At 63.3% G+C, this 15,012-nt stretch carries 15 protein-coding genes and 3 pseudogenes; 3 read left to right on the top strand and 15 right to left on the bottom strand.

What is annotated here, in order from left to right:
* The first annotated feature begins 62 nt into the window (after window positions 1–62).
* Window positions 63–782, top strand: coding sequence for a 16S rRNA (uracil(1498)-N(3))-methyltransferase (locus tag K1X80_RS26870; RefSeq protein WP_220172587.1), 720 nt, complete (start codon window positions 63–65; stop codon window positions 780–782).
* A 68-nt stretch (window positions 783–850) separates the two neighbouring features.
* Here K1X80_RS26870 and K1X80_RS26875 read toward each other — a convergent pair whose 3' ends face one another.
* The 3 genes from K1X80_RS26875 to K1X80_RS26885 are packed head-to-tail and all read right to left on the bottom strand — an operon-like array spanning window position 851 to window position 3,382.
* Entirely contained in the window at window positions 851–1,753 is a 903-nt protein-coding gene (locus K1X80_RS26875; protein ID WP_057960864.1) for a transporter substrate-binding domain-containing protein, read from the bottom strand.
* A 24-nt stretch (window positions 1,754–1,777) separates the two neighbouring features.
* Complete coding sequence (locus K1X80_RS26880; RefSeq protein ID WP_057444181.1) at window positions 1,778–2,131, bottom strand: RidA family protein; 354 nt, start codon at window positions 2,129–2,131, stop codon at window positions 1,778–1,780.
* A gap of 9 nt (window positions 2,132–2,140) precedes the next feature.
* Window positions 2,141–3,382 (bottom strand): D-amino acid dehydrogenase, encoded by a 1,242-nt coding sequence (locus tag K1X80_RS26885; protein WP_057960865.1) that lies wholly within the window; start codon window positions 3,380–3,382, stop codon window positions 2,141–2,143.
* Window positions 3,383–3,488: 106 nt separating this feature from the next.
* Between K1X80_RS26885 and K1X80_RS26890 the strand changes: the two genes are divergently transcribed.
* The gene (locus K1X80_RS26890; RefSeq protein WP_057960866.1) at window positions 3,489–4,391 is read left to right on the top strand and encodes a LysR family transcriptional regulator; all 903 of its coding nucleotides are present in this window, start codon (window positions 3,489–3,491) and stop codon (window positions 4,389–4,391) included.
* Window positions 4,392–4,529: 138 nt separating this feature from the next.
* On the opposite strand, the gene K1X80_RS26895 is transcribed toward K1X80_RS26890, so the two are convergent.
* Window positions 4,530–5,147 carry a PAQR family membrane homeostasis protein TrhA gene (locus K1X80_RS26895; RefSeq protein WP_057960867.1) on the bottom strand — a complete coding sequence of 206 codons (618 nt, stop codon included), beginning with the start codon at window positions 5,145–5,147 and terminating at the stop codon, window positions 4,530–4,532.
* Window positions 5,148–5,311: 164 nt separating this feature from the next.
* Between K1X80_RS26895 and K1X80_RS26900 the strand changes: the two genes are divergently transcribed.
* The gene (locus K1X80_RS26900; protein ID WP_057440356.1) at window positions 5,312–6,226 is read left to right on the top strand and encodes a LysR substrate-binding domain-containing protein; all 915 of its coding nucleotides are present in this window, start codon (window positions 5,312–5,314) and stop codon (window positions 6,224–6,226) included.
* Window positions 6,227–6,359: 133 nt separating this feature from the next.
* Here the strand turns inward: K1X80_RS26900 and madM are convergent, their stop codons facing one another.
* From madM to K1X80_RS26955, 11 genes and pseudogenes are all read right to left on the bottom strand, one after another.
* Window positions 6,360–7,124, bottom strand: coding sequence for a malonate transporter subunit MadM (madM, locus tag K1X80_RS26905; RefSeq protein ID WP_057960868.1), 765 nt, complete (start codon window positions 7,122–7,124; stop codon window positions 6,360–6,362).
* A 5-nt stretch (window positions 7,125–7,129) separates the two neighbouring features.
* Window positions 7,130–7,522: a malonate transporter subunit MadL gene (madL, locus tag K1X80_RS26910; protein ID WP_057960869.1), complete on the bottom strand. Its 393-nt coding sequence runs from the start codon at window positions 7,520–7,522 to the stop codon at window positions 7,130–7,132.
* A gap of 66 nt (window positions 7,523–7,588) precedes the next feature.
* Window positions 7,589–8,494, bottom strand: a complete 906-nt coding sequence (mdcH, locus tag K1X80_RS26915; protein WP_057960870.1) for a malonate decarboxylase subunit epsilon — start codon at window positions 8,492–8,494, stop codon at window positions 7,589–7,591.
* A pseudogene (locus tag K1X80_RS26920) lies at window positions 8,491–9,086 on the bottom strand (malonate decarboxylase holo-ACP synthase). Before K1X80_RS26920 ends, mdcH begins: the two are co-directional and overlap by 4 nt.
* A pseudogene (mdcE, locus tag K1X80_RS26925) lies at window positions 9,080–9,858 on the bottom strand (biotin-independent malonate decarboxylase subunit gamma). Before mdcE ends, K1X80_RS26920 begins: the two co-directional pseudogenes overlap by 7 nt.
* Window positions 9,855–10,697: a biotin-independent malonate decarboxylase subunit beta gene (locus K1X80_RS26930; RefSeq protein ID WP_120734281.1), complete on the bottom strand. Its 843-nt coding sequence runs from the start codon at window positions 10,695–10,697 to the stop codon at window positions 9,855–9,857. The pseudogene mdcE and the gene K1X80_RS26930 overlap by 4 nt, the downstream one beginning before the upstream one ends.
* Entirely contained in the window at window positions 10,690–10,989 is a 300-nt protein-coding gene (locus K1X80_RS26935; RefSeq protein WP_057960874.1) for a malonate decarboxylase subunit delta, read from the bottom strand. Before K1X80_RS26935 ends, K1X80_RS26930 begins: the two co-directional genes overlap by 8 nt.
* A pseudogene (locus K1X80_RS26940) lies at window positions 10,989–11,845 on the bottom strand (triphosphoribosyl-dephospho-CoA synthase). Before K1X80_RS26940 ends, K1X80_RS26935 begins: the two are co-directional and overlap by 1 nt.
* The gene (gene mdcA / locus K1X80_RS26945; RefSeq protein WP_220172588.1) at window positions 11,846–13,516 is read right to left on the bottom strand and encodes a malonate decarboxylase subunit alpha; all 1,671 of its coding nucleotides are present in this window, start codon (window positions 13,514–13,516) and stop codon (window positions 11,846–11,848) included.
* A gap of 99 nt (window positions 13,517–13,615) precedes the next feature.
* Window positions 13,616–14,338, bottom strand: a complete 723-nt coding sequence (locus K1X80_RS26950; protein WP_200659948.1) for a hypothetical protein — start codon at window positions 14,336–14,338, stop codon at window positions 13,616–13,618.
* Window positions 14,339–14,459: 121 nt separating this feature from the next.
* A complete protein-coding gene (locus tag K1X80_RS26955) occupies window positions 14,460–14,711 on the bottom strand; it encodes a DUF6124 family protein (protein WP_057960971.1) in 252 nt (83 codons plus the stop codon).
* Window positions 14,712–15,012 lie beyond the last annotated feature (301 nt).

A 15,012-nucleotide genomic window follows, 5' to 3' on the forward strand; every position in this document is an offset into this window, starting at 1 on the left:
TGGCCTGCCGCATCGCGGGCAAGCCCGGCTCCCACAGGTTTTGCATTTTCCCGAGAACAGAAATGAGACTGTCCCGCTTTTTCACCGATACCCCGTTGAGCCTTGGCGACCACGAGTTGCCCGAGGCCCAGGCGCACTACATCAGCCGCGTGCTGCGCATGAACGAAGGCGATGCCGTGCAACTGTTCGACGGTTCTGGCCAGGAATTTCGCGGCAGCCTGCTGGAAGTCGGGAAAAAACGCGTGAAGGTGCAACTGACTGAAGCCTTCGCCGGCCAGGTGGAGTCGCCTTTGCACATTCATCTGGGTCAGGGCTTGTCCCGTGGCGAGCGCATGGACTGGGCCATCCAGAAAGCCACCGAGCTTGGGGTCAACGCCATCACACCGATTTTCAGCGAGCGCTGCGAAGTGCGCCTCAAGGACGAACGCGCCGACAAGCGCCTGCTGCACTGGCGCCAGGTCGCAATCAGCGCCTGCGAGCAATGCGGGCGCTCCACGGTGCCGGTGATTCACCCACCGTTGTTGCTGGCCGACTGGTTGAAACAGGCTGAGGCGGATTTGAAGTTGGTGCTGCACCCGGTGGCCGAGCCACTGGTGAGTCATGCCAAACCGTCGAGCCTGGCGTTTTTGATCGGCCCGGAGGGAGGCTTGACCGATGGCGAAGTCCAGAGCGCGCAAAATGCTGGCTTCCACGCCGCACGCCTGGGCCCGCGAGTATTGCGCACCGAGACCGCGCCCGTAGTTGCGCTATCCGTTGCGCAACAACTGTGGGGCGACTTCTAACCCCACTGTGCAAACCCAATCAAAACGGTGGGAGCTGGCTTGCCAGCTCCCACATCGGGATGGGTGGGTTACTCCACCGGATCGCTGACCGGCTTGGCAATAATCGCCTTCAGCTCGCTGGTCATGGGGAATTCCAGGTTCAAGCCCTTCGGCGGGATCGGCTGTTCAAACCAGCGCTGGTAGATCCCATTGATTTCCCCCGAGCTGTAAAGCTCGCCCAGGGTCTCGTTGACCACCGCCAGAAACTGCGGGTCGTCCTTGCGCACCATGCAGCTGTAGATTTCCCGCGATTGCTCCTCGCCCACCACCACCCACTTGTGCGGGTCCTTGGCCTTGGCGCGCTCGCCGTAGAGCAACGCATCGTCCATATAAAACGCCACGGCCCGGCCCGATTGCAGCATCTGGAACGCTTCGCCGTGATCCTTGGCGCTGATCACCGACATATCCAGCTTATGCTCGTGGTTGTAGCTCTTGAGGAAGCGCTCGTTGGTGGTGCCTGCAGTGGTCACCACATTCTTGCCGCGCAGGTCGGCGAAGCGCTGGATACCGCTGTCCTTGGCAGTGAGCAACTGGCCCTTCACATAGATAAAGCCATAGGAAAACGCCACCTGCTTCTGCCGCTCGGCCGTCACCCCGGTGGAGCCGCACTCCAGGTCAACGGTACCGTTGATCACCAACGGAATACGGGTCTGGGAGGTGACCAGGTTGTACTTCACGTTGAGCTGGGGCACGCCGGTCTTCTGTTGGATACGCTCGACAATCTTGCTCGCCAGGTCCACCGAGTAACCCATGGGCTTGCCGGTATGGTCGCCGACATAGGAAAACGGCACCGACGCATCGCGATAGCCCAGGGTGATGCTCTTGGCGTTCGCGACCTTGGCCAGGGTGCCCGTCAGCGGCGCTTCATTGGCCTGGGCCTGGGCAGTCAACAACAGCCCCAGCGCAGTGCCGATCAACGTGATTTTTTGCATTGTTATTCTCCGTTGGTTTTCTTGTTATGGGCGGCGCACAGCGATGACGCTGATTTCCACCAGCACACTCGGGCGTGCCAGCTCCGCCTGCAGGGTGGTGCGGGTCGGTGCCTGGCCGGGCGTGAGCCAGGCGGACCAGACATCATTCATCGGCGCAAAGCCCTCCTGAATGTTTTTCAGGTAGATCGTCGCGTTGAGCAGATGATCCTTGTCGCTGCCGGCTTCGGCCAGCAGCGCATCAATTTTGGCCAGCACCTCTTGGGTCTGGGTGGCGACGTCCTGGCCCTCGCCCGGCACCTGGCCGGAGAGGAATACCAGGTCCTGGTAGGTCACGGCGCCCGACAGGCGACTATTGCTGTTGATCCGGGTGATGGTCATTGCAGTGTCCTATGCGGCGCGGGGCGCGAGGCCCTGCATATCAATGGAAGGGGTATGCCGGCCGATCAGTTCGGCCAACAGCTGGCCGCTGCCACAGGCCAGGGTGAAACCCAGGGCGCCATGGCCAAGGTTGAGCCACAGGTTGCGGTACACACTGACGCCAATCAGCGGCACGCCGCTGGGGGTGGCCGGGCGCATGCCGGCCCATTCGATGGCCTGGCTGTAATCGCCGGCCAAGGGGAACGTCTCACTGGCCTGGCGCTTGATCAGGGCCAGGCGCTTGGGCTCAAGGCCCGTATCAAAGCCGACGATGTCGACCATCGCCGCCACCCGCAGTTGCTCACCGATCCGCGCGTAGACGATCTTGCGGTCATAGTCGGTGATGCTGATTTTCGGTGCGGCGTGCTGCTCGCCAATCGGCACGCTCAGGCTGTAGCCCTTGAGCGGATACAGCGGCAACGCAATGCCCGGCAAGGCCAACTCGGGGCTGCGCACCCCCGCCGCCAGCACCAGGTGCTGCACCGGCATCACCTCGCCACCCAACTCAATCGCCTGCACCGTGCCGTTGGCATGGCGGATGCCCGTGACTTTGCGCCCCAGCACAAACCGGCAACGACCCGACGCTTCCAGGCGTGCCGCCAATTGCTGGCAGAAGCCATGACAATCCGCCACTTCTTCATTGGGTGTGTAGATGCCCCCAACAAAATCCGTGGCCCCCAGGGTCGGTTCCAGGCGCGTGCAATCGGCCGCCGACAGCACTTGCTGTTGCAGGCGATCGAGCACCTTATTGCGAGCGTGTTCAAACGTGTGGTGGCTGCGAAACGTCACCAGCTTGCCGTTGCGTTTCCAGTCGAAACCGTCCAGCCCGTCTTCTTCGCGCCACTGCTGCAAGATGCCCTGGCTCAGGCTGGCCAGGCGCAACAAGTGGCCGGCATTGCGCTTGTTTACCGAAGCCCGGCAGGCGCCGAGGAACGAGGCCATCCAACGCCATTGCGCCGGGTCCAGGCGCGGGCGCAGCTTCAAGGGTGAATCACCGCGCAGCAGCCAGCCAATGGCTTGCAGCGGCACACCTTTGTCCGCCAGCGGCGCAACGTAGCGATAGGACAACTGGCCGCCATTGGCAAAGCTGGTCTCGCTGCCCAGGCTGTCGCGGGCCTCGACCACCGTCACGTCCATGCCGGCGCGCACCAGGGCATAGGCACTCGCCAGACCGATGACCCCACCGCCAATGATGCAAACCTGCTGAGCCATGTCGATTCCCAAGCGTTGTAATGAGCGTCCAAGGGTAGGGGCAGGTGACAGGCGCCGGACAATGAATAAAGATGGGCCACCTATAAACAAAGGTTATGGACTCGTCATGCGCTTGCGTCATATCGAAATCTTCCAGGCCATCCGCCAGACCGGCTCGGTCAGCGCCGCCGCGCAGTTGCTGCATGTCTCGCAACCGGCGGTGACCAAGGTGCTGCAACATGCCGAGCTGCAATTGGGCTTCCCGCTGTTCCTGCGCATCCGCGGCAAGCTGCAGCCCACCCCGGAAGCCCTGGCCCTGGAGCGCGAAGTCGATAAGGTCAGCGAAAGCCTGCAAGGCGTGCGGCGCCTGGCGCAGAACCTGCGGCGCGCACCCGGCCAAAGCCTGCGCATCGGCGCCACGCCAGCCCTGGCCTTGTCGCTGCTGCCGCCAGCGATTGGCGAATGGACCCAGCGCTACCCGGACATCGCCTGCGAACTGTCCAGCGCCCACAGCCGTGAGCTGGTGCAAAACCTGTTGATGCGCGAGATGGATGTGGCGCTGACCCTCAAGTCCCCGGACCATCCGGGGCTCAAGGCCCAGGCATTGGCCCACGGCGTGTTGGTGGCCCTGGCGCCACGGGGCTTCTGGCCGGCAGCGGAACTGGGCAAGCCCTTGCCCTTGATGGCCCTGGCGGGCGCGCCGTTGATTGGCCTGTCGAGTGCCGACCCACTGTCGGCGCGGCTCGATAGCTACCTGGAAGCGGTCGAGCCGCCGCCGCGCGTGCGGATCTCGGTGCAGACCTATTCCCTGGCCCGCGCCATGGTCGAATCCGGCGCCGGCCTGGCGGTGATCGACCCTTTCACCGCGCTGGGTGCATCCACCGACAGCACCTGCATCCGCCCCCTGGCCCCGCCGCTGCCCATCACCCTGTATGCCCTGACCCGCGCCGACGAACCGCCGCCGCATATGTTGGCGAGCCTGTTGGAGATCTTTGGCAGCCGTGCCCAGGAGCAGTTAGACCGTCTCTAAAACACCACAAAACCCATGTGGGACTGGGCTTTTGTGAGAGCTGGCTTGCCTGCGATGCAGGCGCCTCGGTTCATCAGTTAAACCGCAGTGATGCTATCGCAGGCAAGCCAGCTCCCACACAAGCCAGCGGCTACAGTTTCAGAGCACGTAGCGCATGATCGCCACAAAATGCAGCAGGCTGCCGCCAATCACAAACAAGTGCCAGATCCCATGGGAATGCCTTAACCGGTGTTCCAGGGCAAAAAAGATAATCCCCACCGTGTACAACACCCCACCCGACGCCAGCCAGATAAACCCGTCCATGCCCAGCGCGGCAATCAACGGTTTGACCGCCACCAACACAATCCAGCCCATCACCGCATAAATCACAATCGACAATATGCGCGCCTCGGAACGCGGCTTGATCTCCTGCAGGATCCCGATCACCGCCAGCCCCCAGACAATCCCGAACAGCGTCCAGCCCCACGGCCCGTGCAGGGTCACCAGGCAAAACGGCGTGTAGCTGCCAGCGATCAGCAGGTAGATCGAAAAGTGGTCGACCTTCTGCATGATCGCTTTCTTGCGCCCGCGCACGCTGTGATACACCGTCGAGGCGCTGTACAGCACCAGCAGCGTAACCCCGTAGATCGCCACGCTGACGATCTTCCACGGGCTGCCGTCCATACTCGCCACCACCAACATCCACACCGCGCCGATAAAGGCTGCCACGGCGCCGAGCAAATGGCTCCAGGCGTTGAATCGTTCTCCGTGATACATGTGTCGCCGACCTCCAAAACTGCTGCGTCTACCCCATAAGGCTCAGGCCTGCCAGACGAGAGTGCAAGACCGTTATGACGACTGCGGTACAGATGGCGCTACATGGCTGGGAGCAGCGGGGTTTTGCGGGCACAATCGAACGCATTCGAATAAGAGTCATCGCCATGCTGATCGACGAAGAATTCACCCTCAAGAAACTGGAAATCTTCCTGGCCTTCATGCGCACCGGCAACCTGGCCCGCGCCGCCGCCGAGTTGCAGACCAGCAATGTCAGCGTGCACCGGGCCATCCACTCCCTGGAAAACGCCCTGCGTTGCCCGCTGTTCAAACACGAAGGGCGCAACCTCACCCCGCTGGAAAGCGCCTACGTCCTCGAAGAACGCGCACAGAAGCTGGTGCAAGAGGTGGTCGACAGCGTGCGCCTGACCCGCGAAGCCGCCGGTTTCTCTGCCGAACGTTTCAAGCTCGGCGCCTTGTATTCACTGACGGTCAAGACCGTGCCGCAACTGATCATGGGCCTGAAAATCAGGCGCAGCGAGCTGAATATCGACCTGATCCTGGGCTCCAACGTCGACCTGATGTACAAGCTCAAGAACATGGAAGTGGATGCGATCCTGATCTCCCTCGACGACCAGGCCGTCGAGCCGGACTGCGCGCAGATTCAGCTGTTTTCCGACGACATCTTCCTCGCCACCCCCGCCGACTCGCCCCTGGACCGCGAACAGGAAATCGATCTGGCCCAGGTGCGCGACGCCACCTTCATCACCCTGACCCAAGGCTTCGCCACCCACCAGGACGGTGCGCGGGTGTTCAAGCAGGCGGGCTTCGAGCCGAAGGTGGCGATGCAGGTCAACGACATCTTCACCCTGCTGAGCATGGTCAGCTCGGGCGTTGGCTATGCGCTGCTGCCGGGGAGGATTGCGGCGGTGTATGAGAACCGGGTCAAGCTGATCCCGTTGCAGCCACGCTACCGGTTGCAGCAGCACATTGGCGTGGTGTTCTTGAAGGCCAAGGAGCGTGATCCGAACTTGCTGGCGTTGTTGGCGGAGTGTCGGATGTATGCCAATCGGCAAATTTGAAACCGCCATCGCAGGCAAGTCGAATCGTCGCACCGCAGCTCCCACATTTGAATGTATTCACACATCAAAATGCGGGGGCGGCGGTGCGACTTGCCCGCGATGAGGCCCGATCATTCAATCGAAATGTTGTGCCCTACCCCACCAACCCCCGCATCATCAAAAACAACAACGAAGGCCCCAACAAACACCCCAGCGCCGTATAAAACGCCGCCGTCAGGCAGCCATAAGGCACCAGCTTCGGATCAGTCGCCGCCAACCCGCCAGCCACACCGCTGGAGGTGCCCATCAACCCGCCAAAGATCACCGCACTGCGCGGGCTGTTCAGGCCGATCAGCGGCGCGACGAACGGGGTCATTACCATCACCAAAATGGCCTTGATCAACCCCGCCGCAATCGACAGTGCCATCACCTCGGAACTGGCGCCAATCGCCGCCCCGGTCACCGGCCCGACGATATAGGTCACAGCACCCGCGCCGATGGTGGTCAGGCTCACCGCATCGGTATAACCAAACGCCATGGCCACCCCGACGCCGGCGATAAATGACGAACCGACACCGACAAACAACGCCAGCACCCCCACATACCCGGCACGTTTGAGTTCATCGACGCTCACACCAAACGCGGTGGCGACGATGGCAAAGTCCCGCAGCATCGCCCCGCCCAGCAGGCCGATGCCCGACAGCAGCGGGATATCCACCACGCCCTTGGCCCCGCCGGTAAACGCACCGCCCACATAGGACAACACCAGCCCCAGCAGGATCGCGATGGCCGAGCCATGCAGGCGGCCTTTGGTGAAGTTGTCGCTGATCCAGTAGGACACCCACATGGTCAGGCCGATCACCGCAAAACCACTGATCAGGCCGTAGCCGGTGATGACTTTCATCAAGGATTCGTACATGGCGCTCACCCTGCCGACTTGGTGGGAACGACCGCATCCGGCTCACGGTTGCCGATGCGTACCAGCACCGGCACCAGGGCAAATGCCACCACCACCGCACTAGCACCGGCGAGGATCGCCATGGGGCCGCCACTGATCGCGCCATACACGTTTTGCTGGGCTGCCATGGCCACCACAATGGGAATGTACACCGCCGCCCAGAAGCTCACGCCCTGCTCGGATTTGCCGGTAAACAGGCCACGCTTGCCGAGGTAACTGCCCAGGCCGATCAGCAGCAACATCGCGATTCCCACCCCGCCGACGTTGGCCGGAATGCCCATCCATTTGCCCAACAGCTCGCCGACAAACAAGCCTGCAAGGGTACACAAGGCCAGAAACGCCACACCGTAAATAATCATGCTGGTAGTCCTCTTGATGCTTGATCGAAATTGTTGTTTTTGTGCTTCGAAAGCCAAGCTCACGCTTTATCGGTGGTGGCGGCCCTCCTGTTCCAGCAGGGCCTGCAAGGTGTCCAGGCGCGCGCCTTCGAAGGCGATCACGGTGCCTTGCTCAAACACACGCCGCGCCAGGCCAGTGAGGACTGCGCCCGGTGGCAGTTCGATCTGCAGGCGTACACCACGCTCATAGGCGCTTTGCACGGTGCCGCGCCAATCGACGATGCGGCACATGTTGAACGCCAGGTCGTCGCGCAACTGCGCGGGATCACGGATCGGCCGCGCCCGGGTACTGCTCAGGTAAGTGATGGCCGGCGCATGGAGCGCAACCTTGGCGAATGCCTCGGCGAGGGCCTCGGCCGGCTGCTCCAGCAGAGCGCAGTGGGACGGCACGCTGACGGCCAGGCGCTTGGCCACGGCCTGGCCTTTGACACGATCCGCGACACGCTGCATGCCGGTATCGCTGCCGGCAATCACGCACTGGTTGTCGGCATTGATATTGGCCAGGTACACCGGGGTTTGCGTGCTGTGGACCTCGGCGAGCACGCTTTCGACGGTGGATAACTCCAGGCCGATCAGTGCGGTCATGCCATAGCCCTGTGGATAAGCGTGCTGCATCAGTTCACCGCGCAGGCTGACCAGCCGGAGCGCATCGGCAAACTCCAGGGCGCCCGCGATCACCGCCGCCGGATAGGCCCCGATGGACAGACCCGCCACGTAATCCGGGATGCGTTGCAATTGCCGGGCATGGGCCACGCCGGCGATCAGCAGGCACAGTTGCACAGCGCGGGTGCTGGCCAGGGCGTGCGCCGAATCGAGCTGGCGCACATCTTCGACCAACGCATCACTGGCCTCATCCAGGACGCTGGCGGGCAGTTGCTGGAGCATGCCCGGACGCTGGGCGCCCTGCCCCGGAAACACCAAGAGGCTGCTCATGCCACCGCCTGCCAAGGGTCGCTGACCAAGTGCGCACCGCTGGCGTTTTTCAGCAGCACCCGTTGCGCGGGGCCGGCCCATTCGCGCAAGGCGACAGCGCCATAAGGGGTTTGCAATTGCAGGTCCACGGCACACGGCGCGGTGTTCAGAATCGCCAACAGACCCTCGGCATCGCCGCGATCAAGACGCTCGGGAGTGCGCAGCAGCAGGTCCAGATCGCTCTGGGCATGCAGCGCTTCAATGCCCGTGGCCAACTCGAACCCCGCGCTGCCGGTCACGCCCCAAGCCTCTTGCGCCAGCACCGGCCGCAGTTGATCGAGGGCGCGCAACGCCGGTAGATTCCGGGGCGAAATCACCCCGCGCAGGGCCTCGGGTGTCACTCGCCGTTGCACAGCCGCCAGGGCATCACGGCCGCAAAACGCTGCTCGCGCAAACGCCCACGCACCCCCACCGCCACGTAGCCCGGATCGACCAGCGCCCGGCGTACCACCACCGGATGCCCCGCCCCGATCACCGCCAGGACCCAGGCCGGTGCGTCAGCAGGCAGGTGCGCCGGGGTCATGCCCCAGAGCAAGTCGTGGGCGTTCACCATTGTTCCCGCAGCAGTTGGCGCACATGGCTGGACGCGGCACGGTTGGCGGCGCCCAGGCGCCCGCGCAAATCGCGCACGCCGCTGTTCTGCACATCCTTGATCGCCTGCACCAGGCAATCCCTGACCCGCGCCAGGTCGTCGACGGTCGGCTGTTCGATCTGGCTGACCGTCAGGGTTTCCCAGAGCAAGCCGAGGCTGGCATAGCTGTCGATGTCATAGGCCATGGGCGGCACGCTGGCGGCCAGGGCTTCCAGTTCTTCGACGCTGCGCAGGGTCACCCGCGCCGCCGAGGCTTTGCCCATGGCGTGCACCATCACCCCAGGGTCGCGCAGGGCGATCAGGCGATTGGCCTGGTAGCCATGGGCGAGAAACGCCCGGACATGGCCTTGCCCACCAGCAACCCGATCACCGGGTGCCCGGCCAGGCGCGCGCGGGCATAACTGTCTGCCGCCGCCGCCAGGGCTTGATGGATGCCCAGGGCTTCTTCGCGACGGCCATAGGCCTGGCTGGGCACGTCGACGATGGCAACAATCGGGCGTTGATCGCCGCTGGCGATGGCTTCATCCACCGCCTTGGCCAGGCCCCAGCCTTCCAGCAGACCGACTTCACCCTGGCGCGCCCGGGGGAAGCGGTTGGCAGCATCCGGCACCACCGCGATAAAGCGTACGGCATGCTCGCCGAGTACCCCATCGGCGACTTTCAACGACGCCGGCAAACCCGCCACTGGCGCTGCGCCGGCGCTCAATGCATTGAACCACTGCAAGCCTCTCATGGGCGTTCTCCCTGATACAGGTCGCGAACCGTGGCCGGTTCGATCTGCGGTTCGGCGTCCAACGCAGCCAGGCGCGCCAGGTAATAGTCGGCCTGGCGGCTGCGCGGCGCTGCCGGCAAACCTTGCTGCAACAGTTCACTGATCTGCTGGCGGATCTGCGCCACATCGTCCGCCACATAACGGTCGGCCAAGCCGCTGTTGAAGCGCTGCTCGCCGCCGGTCAGGCTCCAGATAAAGGGCCGGTCACGGGAGTCGTATTCCTCAAGGCCGGCTTCCTGTTCGATCACTTGTGGGCCGTTCAAGCCCAGGCGTGCTTCGCGGGTCACCAGCAAGTAACTGCACAGGCCAGCGGCAATGGACATGCCGCCAAAACAGCCCACGCTGCCGGCCACCACGCCGATCACCGGCTGGTACTGGCGCAGGTCGACAATCGCGGCGTGGATATCGGCAATCGCCGCCAGCCCGAGGTTGGCTTCCTGCAAGCGCACGCCGCCGGTTTCCAGCAGCAGCACCGCACGCGTGGGAATACCGTTGCGGTTGTCCTCGGCGGCCAGTTCCAGGGCGCCGGCGATTTTCGCGCCGCCCACTTCACCCAGGCTGCCGCCCTGGAAGTTGCCTTCGATGGCCGCAATCACCAGCGGCAGGCCGTCGAGCGTGCCCTTGGCGATCACCACCCCATCGTCGGCCTGCGGCACCACGCCCTGGCGACTCAACCACGGCGACATCACGCGCTGGAACGGGTCGATCAGTTCACGGTAGCTGCCGGCATCCAGCAAGGCCTTGGCCCGCTGGCGGGCACCGAGTTCGACGAAGCTGTGCCTATTGAGTAAATCAGTCATGGCCAAGCTCCTCGAAACCTTGCTCCAGGCGCAAACGCACCACGCCGGGGGTGGCGCCAAAATCGTGGATCTGAATGTTCAAGGCCGGTGGGGTCTGTTCCTGGAAGATCCGCTGGAACAGGTGCTGCCAGCGTTGCTCGGCGCCGTTGACCGAGGTTTGCACCTGGATGCTCAAGGTGCCCGCCGTGCCTGGTTCCAGCAACACTTCAAGGTCGCCGGAACCGACGCAACCCACCAGCGCACGGCCTTTGGGCGGCTGCCCGGCGGGGAATTCAAAGGATAGGGTTTCCATCAAAACGCTCCGTCGCAAGACTCGATGCGGTCGATAAACAGGCACGCGGCCAACAGGTCGGCGGCGCCACCGGGGGAAGCATTCAGCGCCAGCAGTTGCTGGTCCAATTCATTGAGGCGACGCCGCCCCGCCAGGCTCGCGCTGCCGCCCGCATCCAACACGGCCTGGGCGCCTAGTTGCATGGCCTGCAGGCCGTCGGTGCCGGCGCGGTAGAGCACGCAGGTGTCGGCCAGTTGGGTCATGATCGCCAACAGTGCGTCGAGGCGCGCGTTCTGCTCGCCGTGGTGCTGCAGGCGGCTTGCATGCAGTTGCGGCAGGCCGCGTTGCAGCACGGCGGGAAGCCCAGTTGCGCTTCTTCGCGGGCGCCACGCACGCCATAGCGTTGCGCGACTTGCGCGCCGTGGCTGAGCGGTTGCGGTGCAAAACGGTCATTGAGCAGGGCCAGGCGCGCAGCCCGCAGGCTCAGGGCACTGGCGTGACGGGAGGTGGGGTCCAGCGCGGCAGCGGCCACCAGCAGACCGAGGGCCCAGATCGCGCCACGGTGGGTGTTCACGCCCTGGGTAGTGGCGAGCATCGCCTGCTCGCCTTCGCGGCCGATACGGCCGAGGGCTTCGCGCAGCGGCAGGCCAATTTCACCCAGGGCAATCGCCGCTTCGGCCATTTCCTTGAAGGCCGGCCACAGGGACAGCGCCGAGGCGTGCATCAGGCCCAGGTGTAGATCCTGATGGGCGCCATTGCCGCGCCGATCCACCAGCGCCGGTTTGGGCGACAGGTCCGCTTCGTCGATCAGCGCCTCGACCGCCAGGTCCGCCAGTTGCTCGGCCAGGGTCAGTGTGTGCAGTTTGAGTGCGTGCATTTACCAGCTCCTGAACTTGGCGGGCGGGTTGTACAGGCCACCGGACCAGTCCACCAGGTCGGCCACGCTTTTGGCCGCCAGCAGTTCGCGGGTGGCATCGGTGCGGCGGATGCCGAGGTCTTCGGGCAAGGCGATCAGGCCTTCGCGGCGCATGCGCGCGGTGTCCTTGGGGTTGTGGCGCAAGCCGATGGCAGTCACCCCGGCGACCGCCGCGATCATCGCCTGGCGCTCTTCCAGGGAGCGCGCCTTGTACAGGTAGGCGATGCCTTCTTCGGTGAGCAAGTGGGTCACGTCGTCGCCGTAAATCATGATCGGCGCCAGGGGCATGCCGCTTTTGCGCGCCACTTCCACCGCGTCGAGGGTGTCGACGAAGGTCGGTTTGCCGCCCTCCTGGAAGGTCTCGACCATTTGCACCACCAGTTTTTTGCCGCGTTCCAGCAAGGCTTCGGGGGCGTCGTCATGGCGCATGTCGAGCCAGGCCGGGGTGCCGTGGCGGCGCCCGCGCGGGTCATGGCCCATATTCGGCGCGCCACCAAACCCGGCGAGCCGGCCACGGGTCACGGTGGACGAATGACCGTTGCCATCCACCTGCAAGGTGGCGCCGATAAACAGGTCCACCGCGTATTGCCCCGCCAGTTGGCAGAACATCCGGTTGGAGCGCAACGAGCCGTCGCGACCGGTGAAGAACACATCCGGGCGCGCGGCGATGTAGTTTTCCATGCCCAGTTCGGTGCCGAAGCAATGCACGCTTTCGACCCAGCCACTTTCGATGGCGGGGATCAGCGTCGGGTGCGGGTTGAGGGTCCAGTTGCGGCAGATCTTGCCTTTAAGGCCCAGGGACTCGCCGTAGGTCGGCAGGATCAGTTCAATCGCGGCAGTGTTGAAACCAATGCCATGGTTCAGCGACTGCACATTGTGTTTTTCGTAGATGCCACGGATCGCCATCATCGCCATCAACACATGCACCGGCTTGATATGCCGGGGGTCACGGGTGAACAGCGGTTCGATATAGAAGGGTTTGTCGGCCACCACCACGAAATCCACCCAACTGGCCGGGATGTCCACACGGGGCAAGTCGCTGACGTCGTCGACCAATTGGTTGACCTGCACGATGACGATGCCATCGCTGAAGGCCGCCGGTTCGATCAGCGCCGGGGTGTCTTCGGTACTGGGGCCGGTGTAGATATTGCCGGCGCGGTCGGCCATAAAGCCGGCGGACAGCACCACGTTGGGGATCAGGTCTACGACCAGTCGCGCATAGAGTTCGATGTAGGTGTGGATCGCGCCGACTTCCAGCAGGCCATCTTCAAGGAGCTGGCTGATGCGCAGGGATTGGGTGCCGGCAAACGAGAAATCGAGTTTGCGTGCGATACCCTTTTCAAACAGGTCCAGGTGCTCGGAACGCCCGACGCTGGGCATGATCATGTGCAAGTCATGGAGCACGGCCGGGTCGGCCTTGGCCAGGGAGCGCGAAAGAAAGTCAGCCTGCTTCTGGTTATTGCCTTCCAGCACCACCCGGTCGCCGGGCAGGATCAGGGCTTGCAGGGCCTCGACGATCCGGTCGCTGGGCAGCACCGCCCCATCGGCAAACGCCTGCACCAGCCCGAGCCGGCGCCGCTTCTCGTCGCGGCGCCGCGTCCAGCGCGAGTCGGGGGTTATTGTTGTTGTCATGATCGCTCCACGGGTTCGCTGTCGTGGAGCTCACCATAGGAGTGAATCGGGGGGGTATCAATCAAGCTCGGTGGTGGACTGTTACGGTTGGAGTAACGGTCAGGAGCGCCGCCATTCCCTGCGCTGGCGCCACACGGTCCAGCCCATCGCAATGCCCGCTACGCCATGGAACCCCAGCACCGCCGCCAGGCTCCAGCTCACCAGCCCCCAAATCGCCTGCACGTACACGGGCAGCAGAAACAGCAACAGCCCAAACAACGCGGCCACGCCCAGCTGTTCCCACTTCATCAACCGACGCAAATAGGAGACGATCGCACAGCCCGACGCTGCGCCCAGGAAAGCCAGCAACAGGCCAGTGACTTCCTGCCCCGACACCACGGGCCAATCCAGGAGCCACAAGAGCAGGCAGATAGCAGCCAACACCAGTGAACACACCAGGATAAACACGAACAGGTATTCAAAAACCGTCAGGCCCCAGTTCCGGATGCTTGTAAGGCTCTGTTCAATTTCGGCCTTGCTTGGCCTTTTCGAAATGGCCACCGCAAGCAGGCCCGAGCCCAAACCGCCGAGGCTCATGACCACTAGGTTGATCACAACACCCTTGATTTCTTTGCCTGTGGCGTTGAGCACGAGGGTTTCCAGGTACCCCAGAATAAACACCGCGCCCACCACCGAAATCCCGAAGCCTACGAGCTTGCCGCGCCGTGTCGGGTACTTCATCGTCGCGCAGGCAGTGAGCACCAACACCAGGAACCACAACAGCAAAGCACCGGTAAACGGGGTGAGGTTATACAGCCAGGCAAATACGTCAAATAGCCACATTGTGTTGTTGCTTCCACCGAAAGACTCCTCGGGTTATCGGCGGGTTTACGTGGGGCTTTACCCGAGCAGGCATCAGTCCCAAAAAGGGAACGAACGGTCCCTTTCTGGGACTGATCAAGTTTTACGCAGCGGCCGCAGGCGATATTTGCTCCAGCGCACGCTCGACCAGCAGTTGGCCCAGTTCGGTCATTTGTTGGATGGCCAGGAGTACGCCGCGCTGGGCGCCGTTGAGCTCAAAGGCCAGGGCGCAGGTCAGGGCGTTGAGGGAGGCGAGGGTTTCGCTGGCGTTGACCAGCAGGGTTTCGGTGTTCTGGTGTGGGTTGACGGTGAAGATACTGGATGAGGTAGGTGGGTTGGGGGTGGGTTTGATCATGGTGAACATCTCCGATATGTGAAGGAGACTGACACCACTTGCTTGCACGCAAATCGGGTGGCAGCTGTGCGCAGGTGTGCAAGACCGGGCATATCGGCCCCCGGCAGACCCGAAGGTCTCCCACGCACAGCCGCCATAACAAACACAGCAGGCAAAAAAAACGCCCGTTGAATGGCTATGGGCGTTGGTGCGCCGATATGTAACCGGACTTGCACGTCCGTGTCACCGTTTTTTGCGATGACCGACCAAGCCTAGGCGCGAAGGCGGCGAGCGACAAGTTCATGGGCGGCGCGTAAACGTG

Origin of the sequence: Pseudomonas sp. So3.2b (assembly GCF_019464415.1) — a bacterium.
Taxonomy (GTDB): domain Bacteria; phylum Pseudomonadota; class Gammaproteobacteria; order Pseudomonadales; family Pseudomonadaceae; genus Aquipseudomonas; species Aquipseudomonas shahriarae.

What these genes read in the sequence shown, in the direction of transcription:
- K1X80_RS26870 (WP_220172587.1), top strand. Translation starts at nt 63, where the DNA reads ATGAGACTGTCCCGCTTTTTCACCGATACCCCGTTGAGCCTTGGCGAC.
- K1X80_RS26875 (WP_057960864.1), bottom strand. Translation starts at nt 1,753, where the DNA reads ATGCAAAAAATCACGTTGATCGGCACTGCGCTGGGGCTGTTGTTGACT.
- K1X80_RS26880 (WP_057444181.1), bottom strand. Translation starts at nt 2,131, where the DNA reads ATGACCATCACCCGGATCAACAGCAATAGTCGCCTGTCGGGCGCCGTG.
- K1X80_RS26885 (WP_057960865.1), bottom strand. Translation starts at nt 3,382, where the DNA reads ATGGCTCAGCAGGTTTGCATCATTGGCGGTGGGGTCATCGGTCTGGCG.
- K1X80_RS26890 (WP_057960866.1), top strand. Translation starts at nt 3,489, where the DNA reads ATGCGCTTGCGTCATATCGAAATCTTCCAGGCCATCCGCCAGACCGGC.
- K1X80_RS26895 (WP_057960867.1), bottom strand. Translation starts at nt 5,147, where the DNA reads ATGTATCACGGAGAACGATTCAACGCCTGGAGCCATTTGCTCGGCGCC.
- K1X80_RS26900 (WP_057440356.1), top strand. Translation starts at nt 5,312, where the DNA reads ATGCTGATCGACGAAGAATTCACCCTCAAGAAACTGGAAATCTTCCTG.
- madM (WP_057960868.1), bottom strand. Translation starts at nt 7,124, where the DNA reads ATGTACGAATCCTTGATGAAAGTCATCACCGGCTACGGCCTGATCAGT.
- madL (WP_057960869.1), bottom strand. Translation starts at nt 7,522, where the DNA reads ATGATTATTTACGGTGTGGCGTTTCTGGCCTTGTGTACCCTTGCAGGC.
- mdcH (WP_057960870.1), bottom strand. Translation starts at nt 8,494, where the DNA reads ATGAGCAGCCTCTTGGTGTTTCCGGGGCAGGGCGCCCAGCGTCCGGGC.
- K1X80_RS26930 (WP_120734281.1), bottom strand. Translation starts at nt 10,697, where the DNA reads ATGACTGATTTACTCAATAGGCACAGCTTCGTCGAACTCGGTGCCCGC.
- K1X80_RS26935 (WP_057960874.1), bottom strand. Translation starts at nt 10,989, where the DNA reads ATGGAAACCCTATCCTTTGAATTCCCCGCCGGGCAGCCGCCCAAAGGC.
- mdcA (WP_220172588.1), bottom strand. Translation starts at nt 13,516, where the DNA reads ATGACAACAACAATAACCCCCGACTCGCGCTGGACGCGGCGCCGCGAC.
- K1X80_RS26950 (WP_200659948.1), bottom strand. Translation starts at nt 14,338, where the DNA reads ATGTGGCTATTTGACGTATTTGCCTGGCTGTATAACCTCACCCCGTTT.
- K1X80_RS26955 (WP_057960971.1), bottom strand. Translation starts at nt 14,711, where the DNA reads ATGATCAAACCCACCCCCAACCCACCTACCTCATCCAGTATCTTCACC.